This is a genomic window from Streptomyces sp. NL15-2K (genome assembly GCF_030551255.1).
Classification (GTDB): domain Bacteria; phylum Actinomycetota; class Actinomycetes; order Streptomycetales; family Streptomycetaceae; genus Streptomyces.
This window is the reverse complement of the sequence record NZ_CP130630.1, coordinates 11,506,829-11,525,206: the sequence shown is the minus strand read 5'-3', so window position 1 is coordinate 11,525,206 and position 18,378 is coordinate 11,506,829. Positions and strand designations below refer to the sequence as shown.

Below are 18,378 nucleotides of genomic sequence, written 5' to 3'. Positions count from 1 at the left end.
TCACCTCCTCGGACCGCGCCGAGCGCCGGACGGGCTTCACTTCACGGGGGTGGATACGGATCCTCCTTCGTCCGAGGTCGTGCCGAGTGCCGGGGGCCGGGTGCCGCCGGGCGTCCCGGGGACGCGAGATCTCGGCCTTCCCGCCACCGTCGCATCCCCGCGACGGGCGTCACCATCGGTGCCGGCACTCATTTCCGGACGGGCCGTCGGCGGCCCCCACCGCCTGGGCGGACCTCAACTCCGCGTGAAGCGGCGGGTGGGACCGGAGAAGTCGCAGCCCTGTACGTCTACGTCACGCACGGCGTGGTCCAGGCGGACGGTGGCCGCCTGCGGGAGGTTCGCCGACGGCGAGGTGCTCGGGTTGACGCCGGGGGTCGGGAAGACCAGCAGCAGCCAGGGCCTCACCTCGGTCGAGGTCCCGGCCGGGAGGCGACTCCTCGGTGGGGGTGGGCGCGGTCGGCGGACAGTCCGACCGGTCGCGATAGTCACCGACACGACGGTCATGTACAGACCAATCAGCGGGACGGTGGTCGTCGGCTCGGCTACGGTCTCGGTGTGGCTTTGCCGGACGGCCGCCGCCGTATTGAGGGATGGTGGTAAAAGCCGACGGCGGCGTCGCGGTGACGGTTGAGCGCGGTAGAACAAGGGGAGTCGGCACGGGGGAACGGCGTGCCGCGAGGATCGGCGAAGGCGGTGCGGGGCATGAGAGCAGCCGGAATTCCGGTACCGGAGGGCGGAGAGCCGGTGCGCGGGCCGGTGCGGCCCAGCGGGCTGCTCGACGTGCTCGGCGTGGCCTCGGTGGTTCTGGACGCCGAGGGACGCATCACGCTGTGGAGCCCGCAGGCCGAGGAGCTGTTCGGCTACACGGCGCAGGAGGCGCTCGGCCAGTACGCCGCTCGGATCATGGTCCACGAGCAGCACGTCGATCTGGTCGTCAAGCTGTTCGCCGACGTCATGGAGACCGGCGAGGGCTGGGCCGGAGCCTTTCCCGTCCGGCGCAAGGACGGCAGCACGCGGCTCGTGGAGTTCCGCAACATGCGGCTGCTGGACGACCGGGGCGATGTCTACGCCCTGGGCCTCGCCGCCGACCAGTCGACCGTACGGCGGCTGGAGCGGGACGTGGCGCTGTCGACGCGGATGGTCACGCAGTCCCCGATCGGGCTGGCGGTACTGGACACCGATCTGCGGTACGTCTCGGTCAACCCGGCGCTGGAGCGGCTCAACGGCATACCGGCCGAGGAGCACATCGGGCGGACGATCCGCGAGGTCCTGCCGCATCTCGACGCCGACGCCATCGAGTCGGCGGCGCGTCAGGTGCTGGAGACCGGCCGGGCGGTCGTCGATCAGCGGATCGTCGGCCGCACACCGGCCGACCCGGACGAGGAACACGCCTGGTCGCTCTCGCTCTACCGGCTGGAGGACTCGCTCGGCACCGCGCTGGGCGTGGCCGTCTCGGTGGAGGACGTCACCGAGCAGCACGTGGCCGCCGTCGAGGCGGAGGCCGCCCGGCGGCGTCTGGCCCTGGTCGCGGACGCCTCCGCCCGCATCGGCACCACCCTCGACCTGGACCGCACCGCCCGCGAGCTGGCCGAGGTCGCCGTGCCCGACCTCGCCGACGTCGCGGCCGTGGACCTGCTGGAGGCGGTGGTGCAGGGCAGGCCCAGCACCCTCGGCCCCGCCGATCCCGCGGTGATCAGCACGCTGGCCGTCGAGGCGGACCGCGCCCCGGACGCCCTGAGCGCGGCCGACCCGCCCGGGCAGGTCGCCCGGTACGCCTCGGACCGCCTGGTCACGGAGTGCGTCCGCACGGGCCGACCCGTCCTGGTGGAGCGGGTCGGAGGCAAGGACCTGCCGCGCATCGCGCGTTCCGAGGAGGCGGCCGAGCTGCTGGCCCGGGCGGGCGTGCACTCCTATCTGGCCGTCCCGCTGATCGCGCGCGGCGAGGTGCTCGGCGCCCTCGACCTCAAACGCGCCCGCAACCCGCTGCCGTTCGGCGAGGACGACCTGCTGCTGGCGCGCGAGCTGGCCTCCCGTGCGGCGGTGCAGATCGACAACGCCCGCTGGTACCAGAACGCCCGCGACACCGCCCTCACCCTGCAGCGCAGCCTGCTGCCCAGCCACCCGCCCGTGATCGGCGGACTGGAGGTCGCCTCCCGCTACCAGCCCGCCGGCGCCACCGCAGAGGTCGGCGGCGACTGGTTCGACGTGATCCCGCTGGACGGCGGCAAGACCGCGCTCGTGGTGGGTGACGTGATGGGCAGCGGCATCACCGCCGCCGCGACCATGGGCCGGCTGCGCACCGCGACGACCACCCTGGCCTCTCTCGACCTCGACCCCGCCCGGCTCCTGGAACACCTCGACAAGATCACCGAGGGCCTGGACCACTCCATCGCCACCTGCGTGTACGCCATCCACGACCCCGCCCTGCGACAGTGCCGGATCGCCAACGCCGGGCACCTGCCGCCGGCCCGGCTGCGCGCCGGCCGTCCCCCGGAGCTGCTCGACCTGCCCACCGGCGTGCCGCTGGGCGTGGGCGGCGTCGCCTTCTCCACCACCACCGTCGGTCTCGACCCCGGCGACCGGCTGGTGTTCTACACCGACGGCCTCGTCGAGACCCGGCAGCACCCCCTCGACGAACGCCTCAGCGCCCTCCTGACCCTCCTCGACGGTCCGGACCGCCCCCTGGAGGAGGTCTGCGACCTCCTGCTGCGCACCCTGCACCAACCGGACAACTCCGACGACGTGGCGCTGCTCATCGCCCGGGTGCAGACGCCGGACGAGGACCGGCCCTAGTCACGTGTGACGTCAGTGACCTTAGTCACGTGTGACGTCAGTGAGGGGCGCGCGATCCTCACAGGAACCGATTACCTGCTCCTTATCGCCCGCATCCCACAATCACAGCAGGACTTGGCAGCGCGGACGCCGGGTGCCGTGGCCGAGGGGAGCGAGTCGTGACGCACGATCCGGAGCAGGAGCACATCGCCGGCGGCGGGCCGCCCGACCTGCCCGCCGAGCCGGGCGCGCACCGGGAGCTGCTCGTGGGTCCCGGCGGAGCGGAACCGGAGCGTACGACGGGCGCGGCCGTGCGCGGGCTGTGGCGGCGGCGGTCCGCCAGGGCCCGCACGGTCGTCGCGGCGACCGCGGTCGCCGTCCTGGCCCTCGGCAGCACGGTCGCCTACGCCGCCACCTCGGGGCACTCGGGCAACTCGGGTGACGAGGCCCTGGCCGCGGCCTCCGGCTCCGCGTCACCGTCACCGGACGGCCCTGGCGACCGGCACGGCCGCGGGCCGTGGTTCCTCGGCTCGGACGCGGTGCACGGCGAGTCGACCGTGAAGGACCGCGAGAGCGGCGACTGGGTCGTCCGGATCTGGCAGCGGGGCACCGTGGAGAAGGTGGACGGCGACCAGGTCACGGTCAAGAGCGAGGACGGGGCCGTGTGGGAGTGGACCGTGGACTCGGACACGAAGGTCTTCGCCGACGACACGTCGGGCACCGACGCCCTCAAGGACGGCGACACGGTCCACCTGGTCGGCACCCGCTCCGGTGACGGCACCAGGACCGCCACGCGAGTCCTGTCGGGCACCTGGGAGGAGCGGAAGGGCTCCGGCGACTGGCGCGGCAAGTTCCCTGACCGCCCCGGCCACCCCGGCCATGGCTTCCGGGACGGGCAGAAGCCGGGCTCTTCGGGCAGTGGCGCGGGGGCCTAGGGCTGCGCCAGGCAGGGTGCCCAACAGCGACCGACCACTCGGACAAGGGTGCGGGCCACGCGGTCGGTCGCGGCCGGTCGCCTTCTACGACGACCTCGCCGCCGAGTTCGGGCACACCATGGAGGCGACCGGCCGGACTTCGGCATCGAGCCGCTCCTGGACCCGATCGCCGGCTCCCCGCGACACGGGCGACCTTCGTCGGCGAACGGACCCGCCTCGTCCGGCCCGCCGACGAGGACCTGCGGCGCATCCCCGTACAGGACCCGACACCGGTGTACCCGCACTCACTCATCTGGCGCGACGACAATCCGCATCTCACGCTCACCGCGCTCCGGGCGCGTCTCGGGTCCGCCCGACCCGCCCCCGGGTCGTGGACGCCGAAGCGGGCCCGGTAGCTCTTCGCCTGGGCCGGCCGGCTCGGACAGGGCGGCCTGACGCAGATGTCCGGCAAGCGCGGCGGCGGACGCGGGCCGTTCTTTGACGCCCCAGGCCAGCAGAAGGCAGCGCCGCGCCCAGGTGTCCCGCAGTGCGCACACGTCGAGTGGCCGGCTCGGGTCGAGGGCGCGGCGCGGTACGACGGCGAGCCCGACGCCGGCTGCCGCGAGGGCGACCAGGACGTTGAGGTCGGCGGCGGTGGTGCGGTAGCGCGCCACCGGGGCGTGGGGACCGAGGTGCTGCTCGATCCAGCGGCGCAGCGAGGAGTCGGCGTCGAGCCCGACGAGTGGGTGCTCGGCCGCCTCGCTGTAGGTCACCGCGGTCCGGCCGGCGAGAATCCCGCCGCGCTGACCGATCACGACGAGGGAGTCGTCGCCGAGGGGCTCCATGTCGAGGCCGCAGTCGCGGGCCTCGTCGTCGACGACGACCCCGAGGTCCGCCTCGCCGTCGGCGAGCCTGCGCACGGTGTGCGGGGTGCGGCTCTCGCGGACCGTGACGTCGACGTCCGGGTGCGCGCGAAGGAAAGAGATCAGGGCCTGCGGCACGAGCCGGTGCATCGCGGAGCCGCCGCTCAGCAGGGTCAGCGGTGCCGTCGGGGACCGGGTGTAGCCGGCGACGGCGCTGTCGAGCCGGGCCGTCCGGTCGAGGACCTCGCGGGCGTGCCGGGCCAGGGTCGTGCCCGCCGGGGTGGGCCGTACGCCTCGTCGGCCGCGGATCAGCGAGGTCACACCGGCGTGGTGCTCCAGTGCCCGCACCCGCGCGCTGGCCGAGGGCAGGCTCAGGTGCCTGCGGCGGGCGCCCGCCGTGATCGATCCCTCTGCCACGACGGCGAGGAAGAGCCGCAGATCGTCCAGGTCGTAGCGCACCCTCAGGAGCCTATGGCACAGCCTTGGGCTGGGTGCGTCGATGCCGCATTGTGAGCCCACCGGTCACGGGGCGATGCTCAGCGGATGTCCGAGACGCTGATCGTCCTGCTGGCCGGTGTCGCCGCCGGCGCGCTGAACGCCGTCGGGGGTGGCGGCACCTTCGTGGCGCTGCCCGCGCTGGTCGCCGTCGGCCAGTCCCCGGTGACGGCGAACGCCTCGTCGACCATCGCCCTGGTTCCCGGCTCGTTGGTCGGCGCCTGGGTCTACCGCCGTGAACTCGCCCCGGTCGGCGCCACTTCCACGACGGCGCTGACCACGGCCAGTGTCATCGGGGGCGGTATGGGCGCCGGCCTGCTGCTGGCTCTGCCGTCGGAGGCGTTCGATGCCGCGGTGCCGTGGCTGCTGGCGTTCGCCACGCTGCTGCTGGCCTTCGGGCGCCGCCTCTTCGGTGCGCTGAGCAGCGCGCTGGACCGCCCGCTCGGGATGGGTTCCCGGACCGTACTGGCGAGCCAGTTCCTGCTCTCCGTGTACGGCGGATACTTCGGCGGTGCCGTAGGCATCATGATGCTCGCCCTGTGGAGCATCGGCCTCGGTCTGGACGCCGCGGCCGGCAATCCGATGCGGGTCGCCCAGGTCGCGGCCGTCTATCTGAGCGCGACCGCGCTGTTCCTCGTCGCCTCGGACGCCCTGAGCTCTCCATTGGTGCTCACCACGATGCTGGCCGGAGCGGTGGCCGGCGGCTTCGGCGGCGCCCACCTCGCCCGCCGCCTCCCCGCCCGGCTGCTGCGCGGCACTGTCCTGACGACCGCCGTGACCATGACGGGCCTGTATTTCCTGCGCGGGTGACTCGGCAGGGTCGCGGATGTTTCAGTCGCTCGGCCGGCGGTAGCCGGTCAGGGCTGCGGCTGTACCGACGAAGGCGAGGACTGGGTAGGACGACTATGGGATACGACGTGATCGTCGTCGGTGCCGGTTCGGCGGGCGGGGTGCTGGCCCATCGTCTCTCCGCCGACCCCGACCGCTCGGTGCTGCTACTGGAAGCGGGCCCGGACTTCGGTACGACGGCACGGGAGCAGCCCACCGAGATCGCCGATGCCGACGACCTCACCGAAACCCCCTACGACTGGGGGTACACCAGTGAGCCGGGTACCGACGGCCGGCGCATCCCCCTGTTCGCAGGCCGGGTGGTCGGCGGCAGTTCGGCGACGAACAACGCGATGGCGCTGCGCGGCCGGCCCGCCGACTACGACGCCTGGGCCCACCTCGGCAATCCCGGCCTCGGCTTCGCCGATGTGCTGCCGTTCTTCCGCACCGTGGAACGAGACCTGGACTTCACCGACGACTGGCACGGCAGCGCAGGGCCGGTGCCGATCAAGCGTCCCCGTATCGCCGAACTGACGCCGGTGCAGCGGGCGTTCACCGACGCCTGTGTGGCCGCCGGGTACCCCGCGGTCGCCGACCACAACGCCCCCGGCGCGCACGGGATCGGGCCGATGCCGTTCAACCAGGTCGTTGGTGTCCGCCAGTCCACCGCGCTGACCTATCTCGCGGCGGCGCGGCAGCGGCCCAACCTCACCGTCCGCGGCGGTGTGCTCGTCGAGAAGGTCGTGCTGAAGGGGACCCGCGCTGTCGGTGTGCGACTCGCCGAGCCTGCCGAGACCATCCACGCCGGCCTCGTCGTGCTGGCGGCCGGCGCGTACGGTTCGCCGCTGCTGTTGCTGCGCTCCGGCATCGGCCCGGCCGAGGAACTCCGCGAGGCCGGGATCGAGGCGCAGGTCGACCTGCCCGGCGTCGGGCGCGATCTGCAGGATCACCCCCTGCTGCGGCTGCCGTTCTCCGCCACCGTGTCGGAAGGGACACCCGCGCTGCAGACCATGCTCACCTGCGCGGGCGACGGTGAGGACGCCGACCCCGGCCTGCAGATCTTTCCCGCTGGGCCGATGACGGTCGACGGCGAAACGATGTGCCACCTGCACGTCGCGGTGATCGCCCCGCGCTCCCGCGGCACCCTGCGGATCCGCGCCGACGGCCCGGACACACGGCCCGCCATCGACCCTCGCCTGCTGGAGCACCCCGGCGATCTGAACCGCATGGTGACCGGCATCCGGCTCGCGCACGAGATCGCCGATACCGGGCCGCTGGCGACACTGCTGACCCCAGCGCGGCCGGTCCGCGATGCCACGGACGCCGCCCTCGCGACCATGGCCCACGCGGAGACCGCCTCGTATCAGCATCCGGTCGGTACCTGCCGGATGGGACCCGAGCAGGATCCATCCGCCGTGACCGACACCCGGGGCGCTGTGCGTGGGGTCGACGGGCTGCACGTCGTGGACGCGTCGACCATGCCGGGCATTCCGCGGGCGAACACCAACTTGTCCACGCTGATGCTTGCCGAGCGGTTCGCCGCGGCATGGTCCGCGTCATGAGCGCCTCGAGGTCAGGACCTGGCGCCGATCACGACGTTGGCGTACATCTCCTCGGACACCGCCAGACGGGTCTCCAGGCCGCTGCGGGTGAAGGCGTCGACGGCCGTCGGCGCCTGGCGTTCGCTCGTCTCGACCAGCAGACAGCCGCCTGGTGCGAGCCACCGGGGCGCCTCGGCCGCGACCCGGCGCAGGACGTCCAGGCCGTCCGTGCCTCCGTCGAGCGCGACCAGCGGCTCGTGGTCGCGTGCCTCGGCGGGCAGGAGCCCGACTTCGCCGCTGGGGACGTACGGCACGTTCGCCGCGAGGACGTCGACACGGCCGTGCAGCTCACCGGGGAGGGCCTCGAACAGGTCGCCCTCGTGGACGTGACCGCCGACGGCGGCGACATTGCGGCGGGCGCAGCGCACCGCGGCCGGGTCGAGGTCAGCGGCGTGCAACTCGATCCGGCCGAACGCGGCGGCCAGCGCGGCGCCCACCGCGCCCGAGCCGCAGCACAGGTCCACCACGACGGACGCGTCGGGGACGTGGGCGAGGGCCTGTTCGACGAGGAACTCGGTACGGCGGCGGGGCACGAACACGCCGGGTTCCACGACGATGCGCAGCCCACGGAACTCGGCCCAGCCGAGGACGAGTTCGAGGGGCTGACCGGCGACCCTGCGGTCCACCAGGGCGGCCAGCTCGTCCGGGGTGCGGGCGGCGGCCAGGATCAACTCCGCCTCGTCCTCGGCGAAGACACAGCCGGAGGCACGGAGCGCCGTTACGACGGAGTCACGAGAAGCGGAACCACGAGAGGAGTCATGAGAAGCGGAGGACGACGACGGTGAGGAAAGTGGAGGCATGAAAGCCGAGAACCTTTCGGAAGCCGAAGGGCGCTCCCGCGGTCACCTACGGCGCTGATCCGCGCCGGTTCGAGGAGAGAGCACCCGACCTGACAGAGCGGTAATGGGTCTCACCTCCTCGGTACTTCACGGCTGGGACCGCCCGCAGCCGGAAGGCCACACAGTACCCCAACGCGCCGCCGAGTTGTCTTACGCGACCGGGAGCCGCCGCGGCGCCCTCGCCGTGCCGAACACCGTCGTACGACGCAGCCGGAAACCCAGGGACTCGTAGAGCCGGATGGCGGTGGCGTTGCCGGCGCCGGTGTGCAGGAAGGGCGTCTCGCCGCGCTCCCGGATGCCGTCGGAGACGGCGAGGATCAGTCGGGTCGCCAGGCCCTCGCCGCGGACGGCGGGGTCGGTGCAGACCGCGCTGATCTCGGTCCACCCCGGCGGGTGCAGTCGCTCCCCCGCCATGGCGACGAGGGCACCGTGGCGCCGTATGCCGAGGTACGTGCCGAGCTCGATGGTGCGGGGCAAGAAGGGGCCGGGCCGGGTGCGGGCGACCAGGTCGAGCATCTCGGGCACGTCGGCGGGGCCGAGGCGGACCGCCTCCGGGTCCGGGGCGGGGGTCACGCCGTCGTCCACCATCTGCACGCCCTCGATTCTGGCCGTGACCTCCCAGTCGTCGGGGATCCGCCCCGCGAAGCCGAGCAGCGGGACCTCCGTGCCGGGGCCCGCGAGCGCCGCTACGTCCTTCCAGTCGTCGGCGTCCGGTTCATCGGGCAGGGCCAGCCACGGCGTGACGTCGACGGGGTAGCGCAGCACCCGGCCGCGCCGCTCGGCGAAGTGGGCGTGCGGGCCGGTTAGGGCGGCCAGGGCGGGATTGTCGAGGACGTGGGGTGTGTCGGTGGTCTGCGAGGGGGCGGTGGTCGGCGAGGCGGCGGTGGTCCGCGAGGCGGCGATTGCCTGTGAGACGTCGGTGGTCTGCGAGGCGCCGGTCCGCGAGGCGCTGAGTGTCCGCGAGGCGGAGGCTGTCCGCGAGGCCCCAAGGGTCGAGGTGGTGCCGGGGGGCGAGGTGGTGCCGGGGGTCGAAGTGGCGCCAGGGGTCGACGTCGCGCCGGAGATCTGAGGGGCCGCGGTGGTCGCCGGTATGTCGGTCGTCATCGGGCGACCTCGATCACGACCTTGCCACGGGTGTGGCCGTCCTCGACCGTGCGGAGGGCCTCGCCTGCCTGGTCGAGCGGGAACGTCCGGGTGACGTGGGGGTCGAGCTCGCCGTTCACCACCAGGTGCGCCACCTCCTCCAGGACGGCCGCGGTGCGCGCCCGGGCCACACGCGCCCCGCCCAGCCGCTCGACATCCTCGGCCGGAGCCCCGGCGGTGATGAGCTTCGTCCGGTCGGTGAGCAGCCGAGCCGCCTCGGCCAGTACCTCGCCGCCCACGAGGTCGTAGACCCCGTCGACACCCTCCGGCGCGGCAGCCCGTACCCGCTCGGCCCAGCCTGGACCGGACGCCACGTGCACGGCCCCGAGGGATTCGACGAAGTCCTTCTTTCCCTTGCTCGCGACGCCGACGACGGCCAGTCCGAAGGCCCGGGCGATCTGCGCGGCCGCCGCGCCCACCCCGCCGCCCGCGCCGGTGACCAGCAGGGTCGCCCCGGAGGGCAGGTCGAGCTGCCGTATCCCGTCGTAGGCGGTCGCGGCGGCTATGGGCAGGGTCGCGGCATCGGTGAAGTCCAACGCGGCGGGCTTGTGCGCGGTCACCGCGGCGGGCAGCAGGGCGTACTCGGCGTAGGCCCCGGCCACCGTGTTGCCGAAGACCTCGTCTCCCGCGGCGAACCCCTCGACGTCGTCGCCGGTCGCCTCGACGATTCCGGCGACCTCGTTGCCGAAGACGGCCGGGAACACGCGCTCGCTCTCGCCGGGCCGGCGGAAGCCCGTGCGCTGCTTCCAGTCGACGGGGTTCACACCCGCGGCCCGCACCGCGACCAGGATCTGACCGAGGCCCGGGACGGGCCGGTCAACCTCGACGAGGGCCTCGGTCTCCGGTCCGCCGTACCGTGTGAAGACATACGCCTTGGGCACTGGTCCCACTCTCCTTCGCTGCGCCGGGACACCGGTTGTAGGGGCCACCGGATGTGGCAACATTCGGCAAGGAAGATCAGCGGTCCGCTATTCCCGGGACGCGGGAGAGTTCATACAGCCTTCAAATTCAATGCGGCCTTTCGACCCGGGTCGGGCCCGCGCGCCGGGCATGCCTGACATGCACGTACGGTGGACCGCGTAAGCAATCACCACCGTCGTCACGCTGGAACCGTATGAACGTCACCCGAGGCTTCACCGGACGCGCCCGCGTCGACAATCCGAGGCTGCCGCCCGGCCAGTATGACGCGGGCGACGACTGGCCCGTCCTGTCCGCGGAGGTCACTCCCGCACTGGCGCCCGCCGACTGGACCTTCCGCATCGACGGCCTGGTGGAGCAGCCGCACATGTGGGACTGGGACGCGGCACACGAGCTGCCGGCGTCGGCGTACGAGGGCGACATCCACTGCGTGACCAGCTGGTCGAAGTTCGGAGTGCGGTTCGGGGGCGTGTCGCTGGACGCCTTCCTCCATGTGGTGCGGCCCCATGGGTCCGCCACCCATGCCGTCGCCTACTCGCACACCGGCTACACCACGAACCTGCCGCTCGCCGATCTCACCGGCGGACGCGCCTGGATCGCCTGGGAGTTCGACGGGAAGCCGCTGGCCGCCGAGCACGGCGGTCCGGCGCGGCTGCTGGTGCCGCACCTGTACTTCTGGAAGAGCGCCAAGTGGATCGCGGGCCTGCGGCTCCTCGACCACGACGAGCCGGGCTTCTGGGAGCAGAACGGCTACCACGCCCGCGGCAACCCCTGGGAGGAGCAGCGGTACTCCGGTGACTGAGACTTTCACTCCCCCGTCCAATCCCCCGACCAATCCCCAGGCCTTCACTCCCCCGACGCGGTTCGCCGTGCCCGGGCGGATCGCCGTGAGCGAACGGGCCGCCGCGGTGTGGCAGACCGCCACGCTCACCGAGATCCGCCGCGAGACCCCGCACGCGTCCACGTTCCGGTTCGCGGTGCCCGCGTGGGCGGGTCATCTGCCCGGTCAGCACCTGATGCTGCGGTTGATCGCCGCGGACGGCTATGTGGCCCAGCGCCACTACTCGATCGCGTCCGCGCCCGACGACTCGGGGCACATCGAGCTGACCCTGGACCACGTCGAGGGCGGTGAGGTCTCGGGCTGGTTCCACACGGTGGCCCGGCCCGGTGACGAGGTAGCGGTGCGCGGCCCGCTGAGCGGCTTCTTCGCCTGGCCCGGCGACCGGCCCGCGCTGCTGATCGGCGCCGGCTCGGGGGTCGTACCGCTGATGTCGATGGTGCGGCACCACCGGATGCGGGGCCTGTCCGTGCCGCTGCGGATGCTGGTGTCGGCCCGCAGCCCGCGGGAGCTCATCTACGCGCGGGAAGTGGGAGCGGAGACGACCGCCGTGTTCACGCGGAGCGCTGCGGAGGGTGTGCCCGTGGGACGTATGGCGGCCGCACATGTGGCGCCGCTCCTGGCCGAGCAGCCACCCGGTGGGTGGGAAGCCTATGTGTGCGGCTCCAACGCCTTCGCCGAGCACGCCTCTCGGCTGCTCGTCGAGGCCGGTCAGCCCGTGGACCGGATCCGGATCGAACGCTTCGGCTGACGCGCGGCACCCTCCCGCGCCACCTGGCCGGTTCCGCGGCCTCCGGTGGCCGTGGCGTGGTACCACCACGGCGTTTCGGCAGGACCCGGCTGGGCGCCCCTGTCCGGCGATTCCTTTCCGCCGGTCCCCCGTGGTGATCGTTGGTGAACGGGGCCAGTGGGGGTACCCGGGGGGCGCTCACAGACGTGCGCGGTGCGGAGGTCGACATGCGAACCCGGGTGCGCGGCTGGCGCTGGCGGCGCAATCCGCTCAGGCGGCGGTCGGACGTCCTAGAGGCATGGATGGTCCTGGCCGTCGGCCTGCTGCTGTTCGTGGGCGCTCCCCTGGCGGGAGCCGTCGCGGGCTGGTGGGCCCATGGCGAGGCACGGGCGGTCGCGACGGAGCAGCGCGCCGATCGCCATCGCGTCCGTGCCGAGGTCGTCGGCCGGACTCCGGACTCGCTGCCCTCCGTGCAGGGTGGGCGGGAGCATGCCTACCGCGCGACCGTGCGCTGGACGGATCCCGACAGCGGTCCGCGGACGGGCACGGCACGCGTCCCGGCGGGCACGCACCGTGGTGAAGTGATCGACGTGTGGTTCGACGGCAAGGGCCGGAGTGTGCTCCCACCGCCGGACGAGAGCGCGGTCTGGCAGCACACGCTCACCCTCGGCCTGTGCGCCACCGGAGGCGCGGTCGCGGGGGTGCTCCTCGCCCGCTCCGCCGTGCGCGGTGCGCTCGACCGCCGCCGGATGGCCGCCTGGGAACGGGAGTGGGCCCTGACCGAGCCGCAGTGGACCCGCCGCCGGGCATGACCGCCAGGGCCGTGCACTCCGGGACCAGGTGTATTGATCATGCCCCCTGCTGCATCCGCCGCGCGATTCTCCCGTGCGTCCGCAGCGCGTCCGCCAGCCCCGCCAGGACCGGTTCACCCCGGTCGACGAGGATCCGGCCAGCGACCACCGTCGTCCACGCCCGGGCGGGCCCGCAGCGCAGCCACGCCTCCACGGGGTCGGTCCACGCACCGGCGAGCGCGACCTCGTGGAGGTCCCAGACGACGAGGTCGGCGCACGCCCCGGGCCGCAGATGCCCCAGCTCGTCCGCGCGGCCCAGACAGCGGGCCGAGCCGCGCGTCGCGAGGTCGAGGGCGTCCCGTGCGGTCATCGCGCCGGGTCCGCCCCGGTAGCGCCCGAGCAGCAGCGCCCCGCGGGTCTCCATCCAGAGCGAGGCGTGGTCCGTGGAGGCGGACCCGTCGCAGCCGATGCCGACGGGCATGCCCAGCTCGCGCATCTCGCGCACCCGGGCGGTCCCTCCGCCGATCAGCATGTTGGAGCTCGGGCAGTGCGCCACGCCGACGCCGGCGGCCGCGAGGCGGCGCAGTTCGTCGTCGCTGGGGTAGATGCAGTGGGCGACCCAGGTGCGGTCGCTCATCCAGCCCGTCTCCTCGAAGTACTCCACGGGTCGGCAGCCGTACGTCTGAAGGCAGTAGGCGTCCTCGTCGCGGTCCTCGGCGAGGTGGGTGTGCAGCCGTACGTCGTACCGCTCGGCGAGTTCGGCGGTGGCCGTCATCAGCGCCTTCGTCACCGAGAACGGCGAGCAGGGCGCGAGCGCGACCCGTACCAGCGCGCCGGGTTCCGGGTCGTGGTGCGCCTTGATGACGCGCTCACTGTCGGCGAGGACCTCCTCGTCGGTCTGTGTGACGCTCCGCGGCGGCAGCCCGCCGTCCTCGACGGAGCGGGTCATGGAGCCGCGGGTGGCGTGGAAGCGGAAGCCGATGTCGCGTGCGGCGCGGATCTCGGCGTCGACCAGGCGCGGGCGGGGGTGGACGTAGAGGTGGTCGCAGGAGGTGGTGCAGCCGCCCATCAGCAGCTCGGCCATGCCGACGTACGCCGACACGTAGACGGCCTCCTGGTCGAGTGCGGCCCACAGGGGGTACAGGGTGGTCAGCCAGTCGAAGAGCGAGCCGTTCACGGCTGGGGCGTAGGAGCGGGTGAGGTTCTGGTAGATGTGGTGGTGCGTGTTCACCAGGCCCGGCGTGACCAGGCGCCCGACGGCGGAGACGGTCGTACGGGCCTCGGGTTCGCTGCCGGCCGGACCGACCGCGGTGACCCGACCTCCGGTGACGGCCACCCAGCCGCCCGGGATCTCCCGCTCCCCGTCCACGACGAGCAGTTCGGCATCCCTGACCAGCAGTTCGACCGCGTTGACCGGCACCTCGGCGGCAGACGTCATGTCGTCATCGTAGGCGCGTACCGAGGCAAAGACCTGGCGAGTCGTCCGACCACCCACGTACGGTGTGATCATCCGCACGCCCCCTTCACAAAGGCGGTCCCAGATGGCCCTGTTCGACCTTCCCCTCGACGAGCTCCGCGAGTACCGCAGCACGTCGACCGAGCCCGAGGACTTCGACGCGTTCTGGTCGAAGACGCTTCAGGAGGCCCGCGAGCACGATCTCGACGCGCGCTTCGAACTCGTCGACACGGGCCTGTCCACGGTGAAGGTGTACGACGTGACGTTCGCCGGGTTCGGCGGCCACCCGGTGAAGGGCTGGTTCACGATCCCCGCCGAGGTCTCCGCGCCGATTCCGGTGGTCGTGGAGTTCATCGGCTACGGCGGCGGGCGCGGTCTGCCGCACGAGCATCTGCTGTGGGCGTCGTCGGGCCGGGCGCACTTCGTGATGGACACACGTGGCCAGGGCAGCGCCTGGGGCGGCGGTGGCGGCACCGTGGACCCGATGGCCGGAGCGCCCGCGTACCCGGGTTTCATGACCCGGGGCATCGACGCCCCGGAGAACTACTACTACCGCCGTGTCTTCACGGACGCGGTGCGTGCCGTGGACGCGGCCCGTTCGCACCCGCTGGCCGATCCCGCGCGCACGGTCGCCCTCGGTGGCAGCCAGGGCGGCGGCATCTCGATCGCGGTGGGCGGGCTGGTCCCGGACCTGGCGGCGGTCGCGCCGGACGTGCCGTTCCTGTGCGACTACCCGCGCGCGGTGACGCTGACGGACCGTCATCCCTACCGTGAGATCGGCTTGTACCTCAAGACGCACCGCGGCCGCAGCGAGGACGCGCTGCGGACGCTCTCCTACTTCGACGGCGTGCACTTCGCCGCCCGCGGCCGTGCGCCCGCGCTGTTCTCGGCGGCCCTGGAGGACCAGACCTGCCCGCCGTCGACCGTCTTCGCGGCGTTCAACGCCTGGGCGCACGACGAGAAGGCGATCGAGGTGTACGACTTCAACGACCACGAGGGCGGCGGCCCCTACCAGGAGGCGGCCAAGCTGCGCTGGCTGCGGTCGCACGCCTGAGGGGCCGGGCATGGAGACGGGGGTGGCCGCGGAGCGGTTCGTCCGGGTCTGGGAGCGGGCCTGGGCCGCGCATGACGTCCAGGCGCTGCTGGAGTTGTACGCCGAGGACTGCGTCCACCGCTCCATGCCGTTCCGTGCACCGCACCGCGGCCGGGACGGGCTGGCCGAGTATCTGCGCCGGTCGTTCGCCGAGGAGCGGGTGACGGACGTGCGGTTCTCGGCTCCCGTCGTCGGCCCGGACGCAGTCGCGGTGGCCGAGTTCCGGGTGCTGGCGGAGGAGGGCGGCTCGGCGTCCACGCTCGCCGGCTGTGTCTTCGTGCGGTTCGACGACGCCGGCCTGGCCGTCGAGACCCGTGACTACTGGCATGTGGCCGAGGGCCACCGGGAGCCGACGGGATCGCTGTTCTTCCGCTGAGGCCTTGTCTTCCCCTTCCGAACCGTCCGACCAGTCGGTATGTTCATTGCGCCCGGGTCGCGTTGCCGCCGCCGGGCTTCCCGACGGACGACGGAGGGTCCATGTCCCAGCACGTACCAGCGGTCCACGGCCACTGCGACGAGCGCTTCACGGCGGTACGGACCGCGTTCGAGGAGAACTTCCGGGACCGCGGCGAACTGGGCGCCGCGGTCACCGTCACGGTCGACGGCGAGACCGTGACGGACCTGTGGGGCGGCTGGGCCGACCCGGCGCGCACCCGGCCCTGGGAGCGCGACACGCTGGTCAACGTGTGGTCGACGTCGAAGGGCCCGGTGGCGCTGTGCGCGCACATCCTGGCGGACCGGGGGCTGCTCGACTTCGACGCGCCGGTGGCCGCGTACTGGCCGGAGTTCGCCGCGGCGGGCAAGGAGAAGGTCCTCGTACGGCATCTGCTGTCCCACCGGTCCGGGCTGGCGGGCCTGCGGGAGGGGCACACCCTCGCCCAGCTCTGCGACTGGGAGTTGACGACGAAGCGGCTGGCGGCGACAGAACCCTGGTGGGAGCCGGGAACGCGGTCCGGATATCACGCGCTGACGTACGGCTTCCTGGTCGGGGAGGTCGTGCGGCGCGTCTCGGGACTGCTGCCGGGAGCGTTCCTGGAGCGGGAGGTGACCGGACCGCTCGGGATCGACTTCCGCATCGGCCTGCCGGAGCAGGAGGCCGGGCGAGCGGCCGAGCTGGTGCATCCGCCGGCCGCGTCCAGCAGCGAACAGGCGGCGATCTTCGCCCAGTTGGCGCCCGCCGCGCTGGCCGCCCTGGGCAATCCCGCGGTGGGTGCGGCACAGGCCAACACACCCGAGTGGCGGGCCGCGGAGATCCCCGCCGCGAACGGCCACGGCACCGCGCGGGCCGTGGCCGCGCTCTACGGCATCTTCGCGGGGCAGGGCTCCTACGACGGTCATCGCGTCCTCACCCCCGAGGCGGCCGAGCGGGTGCGCGAGGGGCAGGGCAGCTGCCGCGACCTGGTGCTGGGTGCCGGTTTCGAGGGCGAGACGGAAGTCGGGCTCGGTCTGTGGCTCAGCGGCCCGAACAACTCCTACGGGCCCAATCCGAGGGCCTTCGGACACGACGGCTTCGGCGGCTCGTGCGGTCTGGCCGACCCGGAGGCGGGGGTGTCGATGGGCTACGTGATGAACCGCATGGGGCCCCACATCGCCGACGACCCGCGGAAGATGGCTCTCGTGGACGCCCTGTACGGCGTGCTGTGACGCTTGGTCAGGGCGTGCGGACTCGACCATCAGCGGGGCAGCGCCTGCCGCCACTGCCGGGGCGTCACGCCGTACGCCTCCTTGAAGCGGCGCGTGAAATGGCTGGCGTCGGTGAAACCCCAGGCCCGCGCGACCGAGGCGATCGTGCGGGTGCGTCCGACCGGTGAGGCGAGCCTGGTGCGCGCGCCCTCCAGCCGCTGCTCGATGATCCACCGCTCCAGGCTCAACTCCGCCTCGGAGCACAGCCGGTAGAGGGCGCGCACGGAGATGTCGTGGGCGTACGCGATCCGGGCGGCCGTGAGATCCGAATCGGTCAGGTGCCTGCGCGCGTAGGCGAGGACGCGCTGGACCAGCGACTCGGCCATCGCGGGCCGCGCGTACGCGTCCACTCCCGCGGCGGAGGTGAGCAGGACGCGCAGCAGTTCCACGGTCGCCGTGCCGAGGGCGGCCGCGCCCGGGTCGGCGGACAGGGCGTCGGCGTGGGCGTGCACATGGGCGATGTGCGTGCGGACCAGGTCGTACAGCGGGCTGGCCGGCAGCCGTGCCGCGCCCTCGCGGACGATGTCCGGCGGGGGGGCGAGGACCTCGTACGGCACCTGGAGGTCCTGTGCCCCACCGGTTCCGGACCAGGAGAAGTCGTAGGGAATCGTCAGGTCGTTGAGCATCAGGTCGCCCGTGCCGACCAGTTCCGGCCGGCCCGACTGGCCGAATCGGCCGGTGCCCTCGGCCTGGAGCGACAAGGAGACCATCGGGGGCCTTCGAGGCCCAGGTGGCGCGGGCTGCGGCTCACTCCCCAGCCGAACGAAGCACTGGCCCATACCGGCACCGAGTCCGCTGCCGGTATCGCCGCATGACCACCCATGACGCACAGCAGATCGAGCAGGCGGGGTTCGCGCCGGTCTCCCTGTCCTGGCCCGACGACCCGGACACGGTCGCGGAGGCCAACGAGCACCCTGAGGTGTTCGCCGGCAAGACGGTCGGGCAGGTCGCCGACCATCTGGCGGAGCTGATCGGCGGTCTGACCCGCAAGCCGGCGGTCGTCGGCCACTCCTTCGGCGGACTGCTCACGCAGATCCTCGCCGGACGCGGGCTGTCCGCCGCCTCCGTGGCCATCGACCCGGCGCCGTTCCGGGGCGGTGCCGTCGAATCGCCGGGCGTGCGCCGGGCGTTCTGGTTGTGGAGCATGCAGGCCGGGCTGAAGGCGGCGTACGACTGCGTCAAGCAGTTCTCGGAGACCGACTTCACCGAGGACCTCCGGCGGATCGACGTGCCGACGCTGGTCGCGCACGGCGACGACGACCAGATCGTGCCGATCGCGGCCTCCGCCGAGAAGACGGCCCAGCTGGTCAAGGACGCGACGCTGAAGGTGTACCCGGGTGGGCCCCACGGTCTGGTGGGTGACTTCGAGAGGGCCTTCAACGCCGACCTCCTGGACTTCATCGGAAGCTGACGC

Annotated in this window: 17 protein-coding genes and 2 pseudogenes; 12 read left to right on the top strand and 7 right to left on the bottom strand. The window is 72.8% G+C overall.

Annotated elements, in window-relative coordinates; all coding sequences use genetic code 11:
- Nucleotides 1-234: 234 nt before the first annotated feature.
- Nucleotides 235-405, bottom strand: a complete 171-nt coding sequence (locus tag Q4V64_RS50350; RefSeq protein ID WP_172629552.1) for a hypothetical protein — start codon at nt 403-405, stop codon at nt 235-237.
- A 297-nt stretch (nt 406-702) separates the two neighbouring features.
- On the opposite strand from Q4V64_RS50350, the gene Q4V64_RS50345 reads away from it, so the two are divergent.
- The 3 genes and pseudogenes from Q4V64_RS50345 to Q4V64_RS55845 all read left to right on the top strand — a co-directional run.
- Nucleotides 703-2,793: a SpoIIE family protein phosphatase gene (locus Q4V64_RS50345; RefSeq protein ID WP_124444926.1), complete on the top strand. Its 2,091-nt coding sequence runs from the start codon at nt 703-705 to the stop codon at nt 2,791-2,793.
- Between the two features lie 158 nt (nt 2,794-2,951).
- Nucleotides 2,952-3,707, top strand: a complete 756-nt coding sequence (locus Q4V64_RS50340) for a DUF5666 domain-containing protein (RefSeq protein WP_124444925.1) — start codon at nt 2,952-2,954, stop codon at nt 3,705-3,707.
- A 79-nt stretch (nt 3,708-3,786) separates the two neighbouring features.
- A pseudogene (locus Q4V64_RS55845) lies at nt 3,787-4,102 on the top strand (LysR family transcriptional regulator); the annotation flags it as partial.
- On the opposite strand, the gene Q4V64_RS50335 reads toward Q4V64_RS55845, so the two are convergent.
- On the bottom strand, nt 3,992-5,008 hold the full coding sequence (locus Q4V64_RS50335; protein WP_303714983.1) for a LysR family transcriptional regulator: 1,017 nt from the start codon (nt 5,006-5,008) through the stop codon (nt 3,992-3,994). The pseudogene Q4V64_RS55845 and the gene Q4V64_RS50335 sit on opposite strands and share 111 nt — an antisense overlap.
- Before the next feature lie 84 nt (nt 5,009-5,092).
- On the opposite strand from Q4V64_RS50335, the gene Q4V64_RS50330 reads away from it, so the two are divergent.
- Both Q4V64_RS50330 and Q4V64_RS50325 read left to right on the top strand, forming a co-directional pair.
- Nucleotides 5,093-5,854, top strand: coding sequence for a sulfite exporter TauE/SafE family protein (locus Q4V64_RS50330; protein WP_124444924.1), 762 nt, complete (start codon nt 5,093-5,095; stop codon nt 5,852-5,854).
- A 95-nt stretch (nt 5,855-5,949) separates the two neighbouring features.
- Complete coding sequence (locus tag Q4V64_RS50325) at nt 5,950-7,434, top strand: GMC family oxidoreductase N-terminal domain-containing protein (RefSeq protein WP_124444923.1); 1,485 nt, start codon at nt 5,950-5,952, stop codon at nt 7,432-7,434.
- Between the two features lie 11 nt (nt 7,435-7,445).
- Here Q4V64_RS50325 and Q4V64_RS50320 read toward each other — a convergent pair whose 3' ends face one another.
- From Q4V64_RS50320 to Q4V64_RS50310, 3 genes are all read right to left on the bottom strand, one after another.
- Complete coding sequence (locus Q4V64_RS50320; RefSeq protein WP_124444922.1) at nt 7,446-8,273, bottom strand: putative protein N(5)-glutamine methyltransferase; 828 nt, start codon at nt 8,271-8,273, stop codon at nt 7,446-7,448.
- A gap of 189 nt (nt 8,274-8,462) precedes the next feature.
- Nucleotides 8,463-9,128 carry a GNAT family N-acetyltransferase gene (locus Q4V64_RS50315; protein WP_253267451.1) on the bottom strand — a complete coding sequence of 222 codons (666 nt, stop codon included), beginning with the start codon at nt 9,126-9,128 and terminating at the stop codon, nt 8,463-8,465.
- A gap of 284 nt (nt 9,129-9,412) precedes the next feature.
- The gene (locus tag Q4V64_RS50310; protein ID WP_124444921.1) at nt 9,413-10,336 is read right to left on the bottom strand and encodes an NADP-dependent oxidoreductase; all 924 of its coding nucleotides are present in this window, start codon (nt 10,334-10,336) and stop codon (nt 9,413-9,415) included.
- A 233-nt stretch (nt 10,337-10,569) separates the two neighbouring features.
- Here Q4V64_RS50310 and Q4V64_RS50305 point away from each other — a divergent pair, with 233 nt between their 5' ends.
- The 3 genes from Q4V64_RS50305 (at nt 10,570) to Q4V64_RS50295 (ending at nt 12,753) form a co-directional block, all read left to right on the top strand.
- Nucleotides 10,570-11,175, top strand: a complete 606-nt coding sequence (locus tag Q4V64_RS50305) for a sulfite oxidase-like oxidoreductase (protein WP_124444920.1) — start codon at nt 10,570-10,572, stop codon at nt 11,173-11,175.
- Nucleotides 11,168-11,962, top strand: a complete 795-nt coding sequence (locus Q4V64_RS50300; protein ID WP_124444919.1) for a ferredoxin reductase — start codon at nt 11,168-11,170, stop codon at nt 11,960-11,962. Before Q4V64_RS50305 ends, Q4V64_RS50300 begins: the two co-directional genes overlap by 8 nt.
- 206 nt (nt 11,963-12,168) lie before the next feature.
- Nucleotides 12,169-12,753 carry a hypothetical protein gene (locus tag Q4V64_RS50295; protein WP_124444918.1) on the top strand — a complete coding sequence of 195 codons (585 nt, stop codon included), beginning with the start codon at nt 12,169-12,171 and terminating at the stop codon, nt 12,751-12,753.
- Nucleotides 12,754-12,790: 37 nt separating this feature from the next.
- Here Q4V64_RS50295 and Q4V64_RS50290 read toward each other — a convergent pair whose 3' ends face one another.
- Nucleotides 12,791-14,170, bottom strand: coding sequence for an 8-oxoguanine deaminase (locus Q4V64_RS50290; protein WP_124444917.1), 1,380 nt, complete (start codon nt 14,168-14,170; stop codon nt 12,791-12,793).
- A gap of 103 nt (nt 14,171-14,273) precedes the next feature.
- Between Q4V64_RS50290 and Q4V64_RS50285 the strand changes: the two genes are divergently transcribed.
- The 3 genes from Q4V64_RS50285 (at nt 14,274) to Q4V64_RS50275 (ending at nt 16,925) form a co-directional block, all read left to right on the top strand.
- A complete protein-coding gene (locus tag Q4V64_RS50285) occupies nt 14,274-15,242 on the top strand; it encodes an acetylxylan esterase (protein WP_124444916.1) in 969 nt (322 codons plus the stop codon).
- Between the two features lie 10 nt (nt 15,243-15,252).
- Nucleotides 15,253-15,657: a nuclear transport factor 2 family protein gene (locus Q4V64_RS50280; RefSeq protein ID WP_124444915.1), complete on the top strand. Its 405-nt coding sequence runs from the start codon at nt 15,253-15,255 to the stop codon at nt 15,655-15,657.
- A 101-nt stretch (nt 15,658-15,758) separates the two neighbouring features.
- Nucleotides 15,759-16,925, top strand: a complete 1,167-nt coding sequence (locus tag Q4V64_RS50275; RefSeq protein WP_124444914.1) for a serine hydrolase domain-containing protein — start codon at nt 15,759-15,761, stop codon at nt 16,923-16,925.
- Between the two features lie 29 nt (nt 16,926-16,954).
- Here the strand turns inward: Q4V64_RS50275 and Q4V64_RS50270 are convergent, their stop codons facing one another.
- A complete protein-coding gene (locus Q4V64_RS50270; RefSeq protein WP_172629557.1) occupies nt 16,955-17,674 on the bottom strand; it encodes a helix-turn-helix domain-containing protein in 720 nt (239 codons plus the stop codon).
- 128 nt (nt 17,675-17,802) lie between these two features.
- Between Q4V64_RS50270 and Q4V64_RS50265 the strand changes: the two are divergent.
- A pseudogene (locus Q4V64_RS50265) lies at nt 17,803-18,375 on the top strand (alpha/beta hydrolase); the annotation flags it as partial.
- Nucleotides 18,376-18,378: the final 3 nt, after the last annotated feature.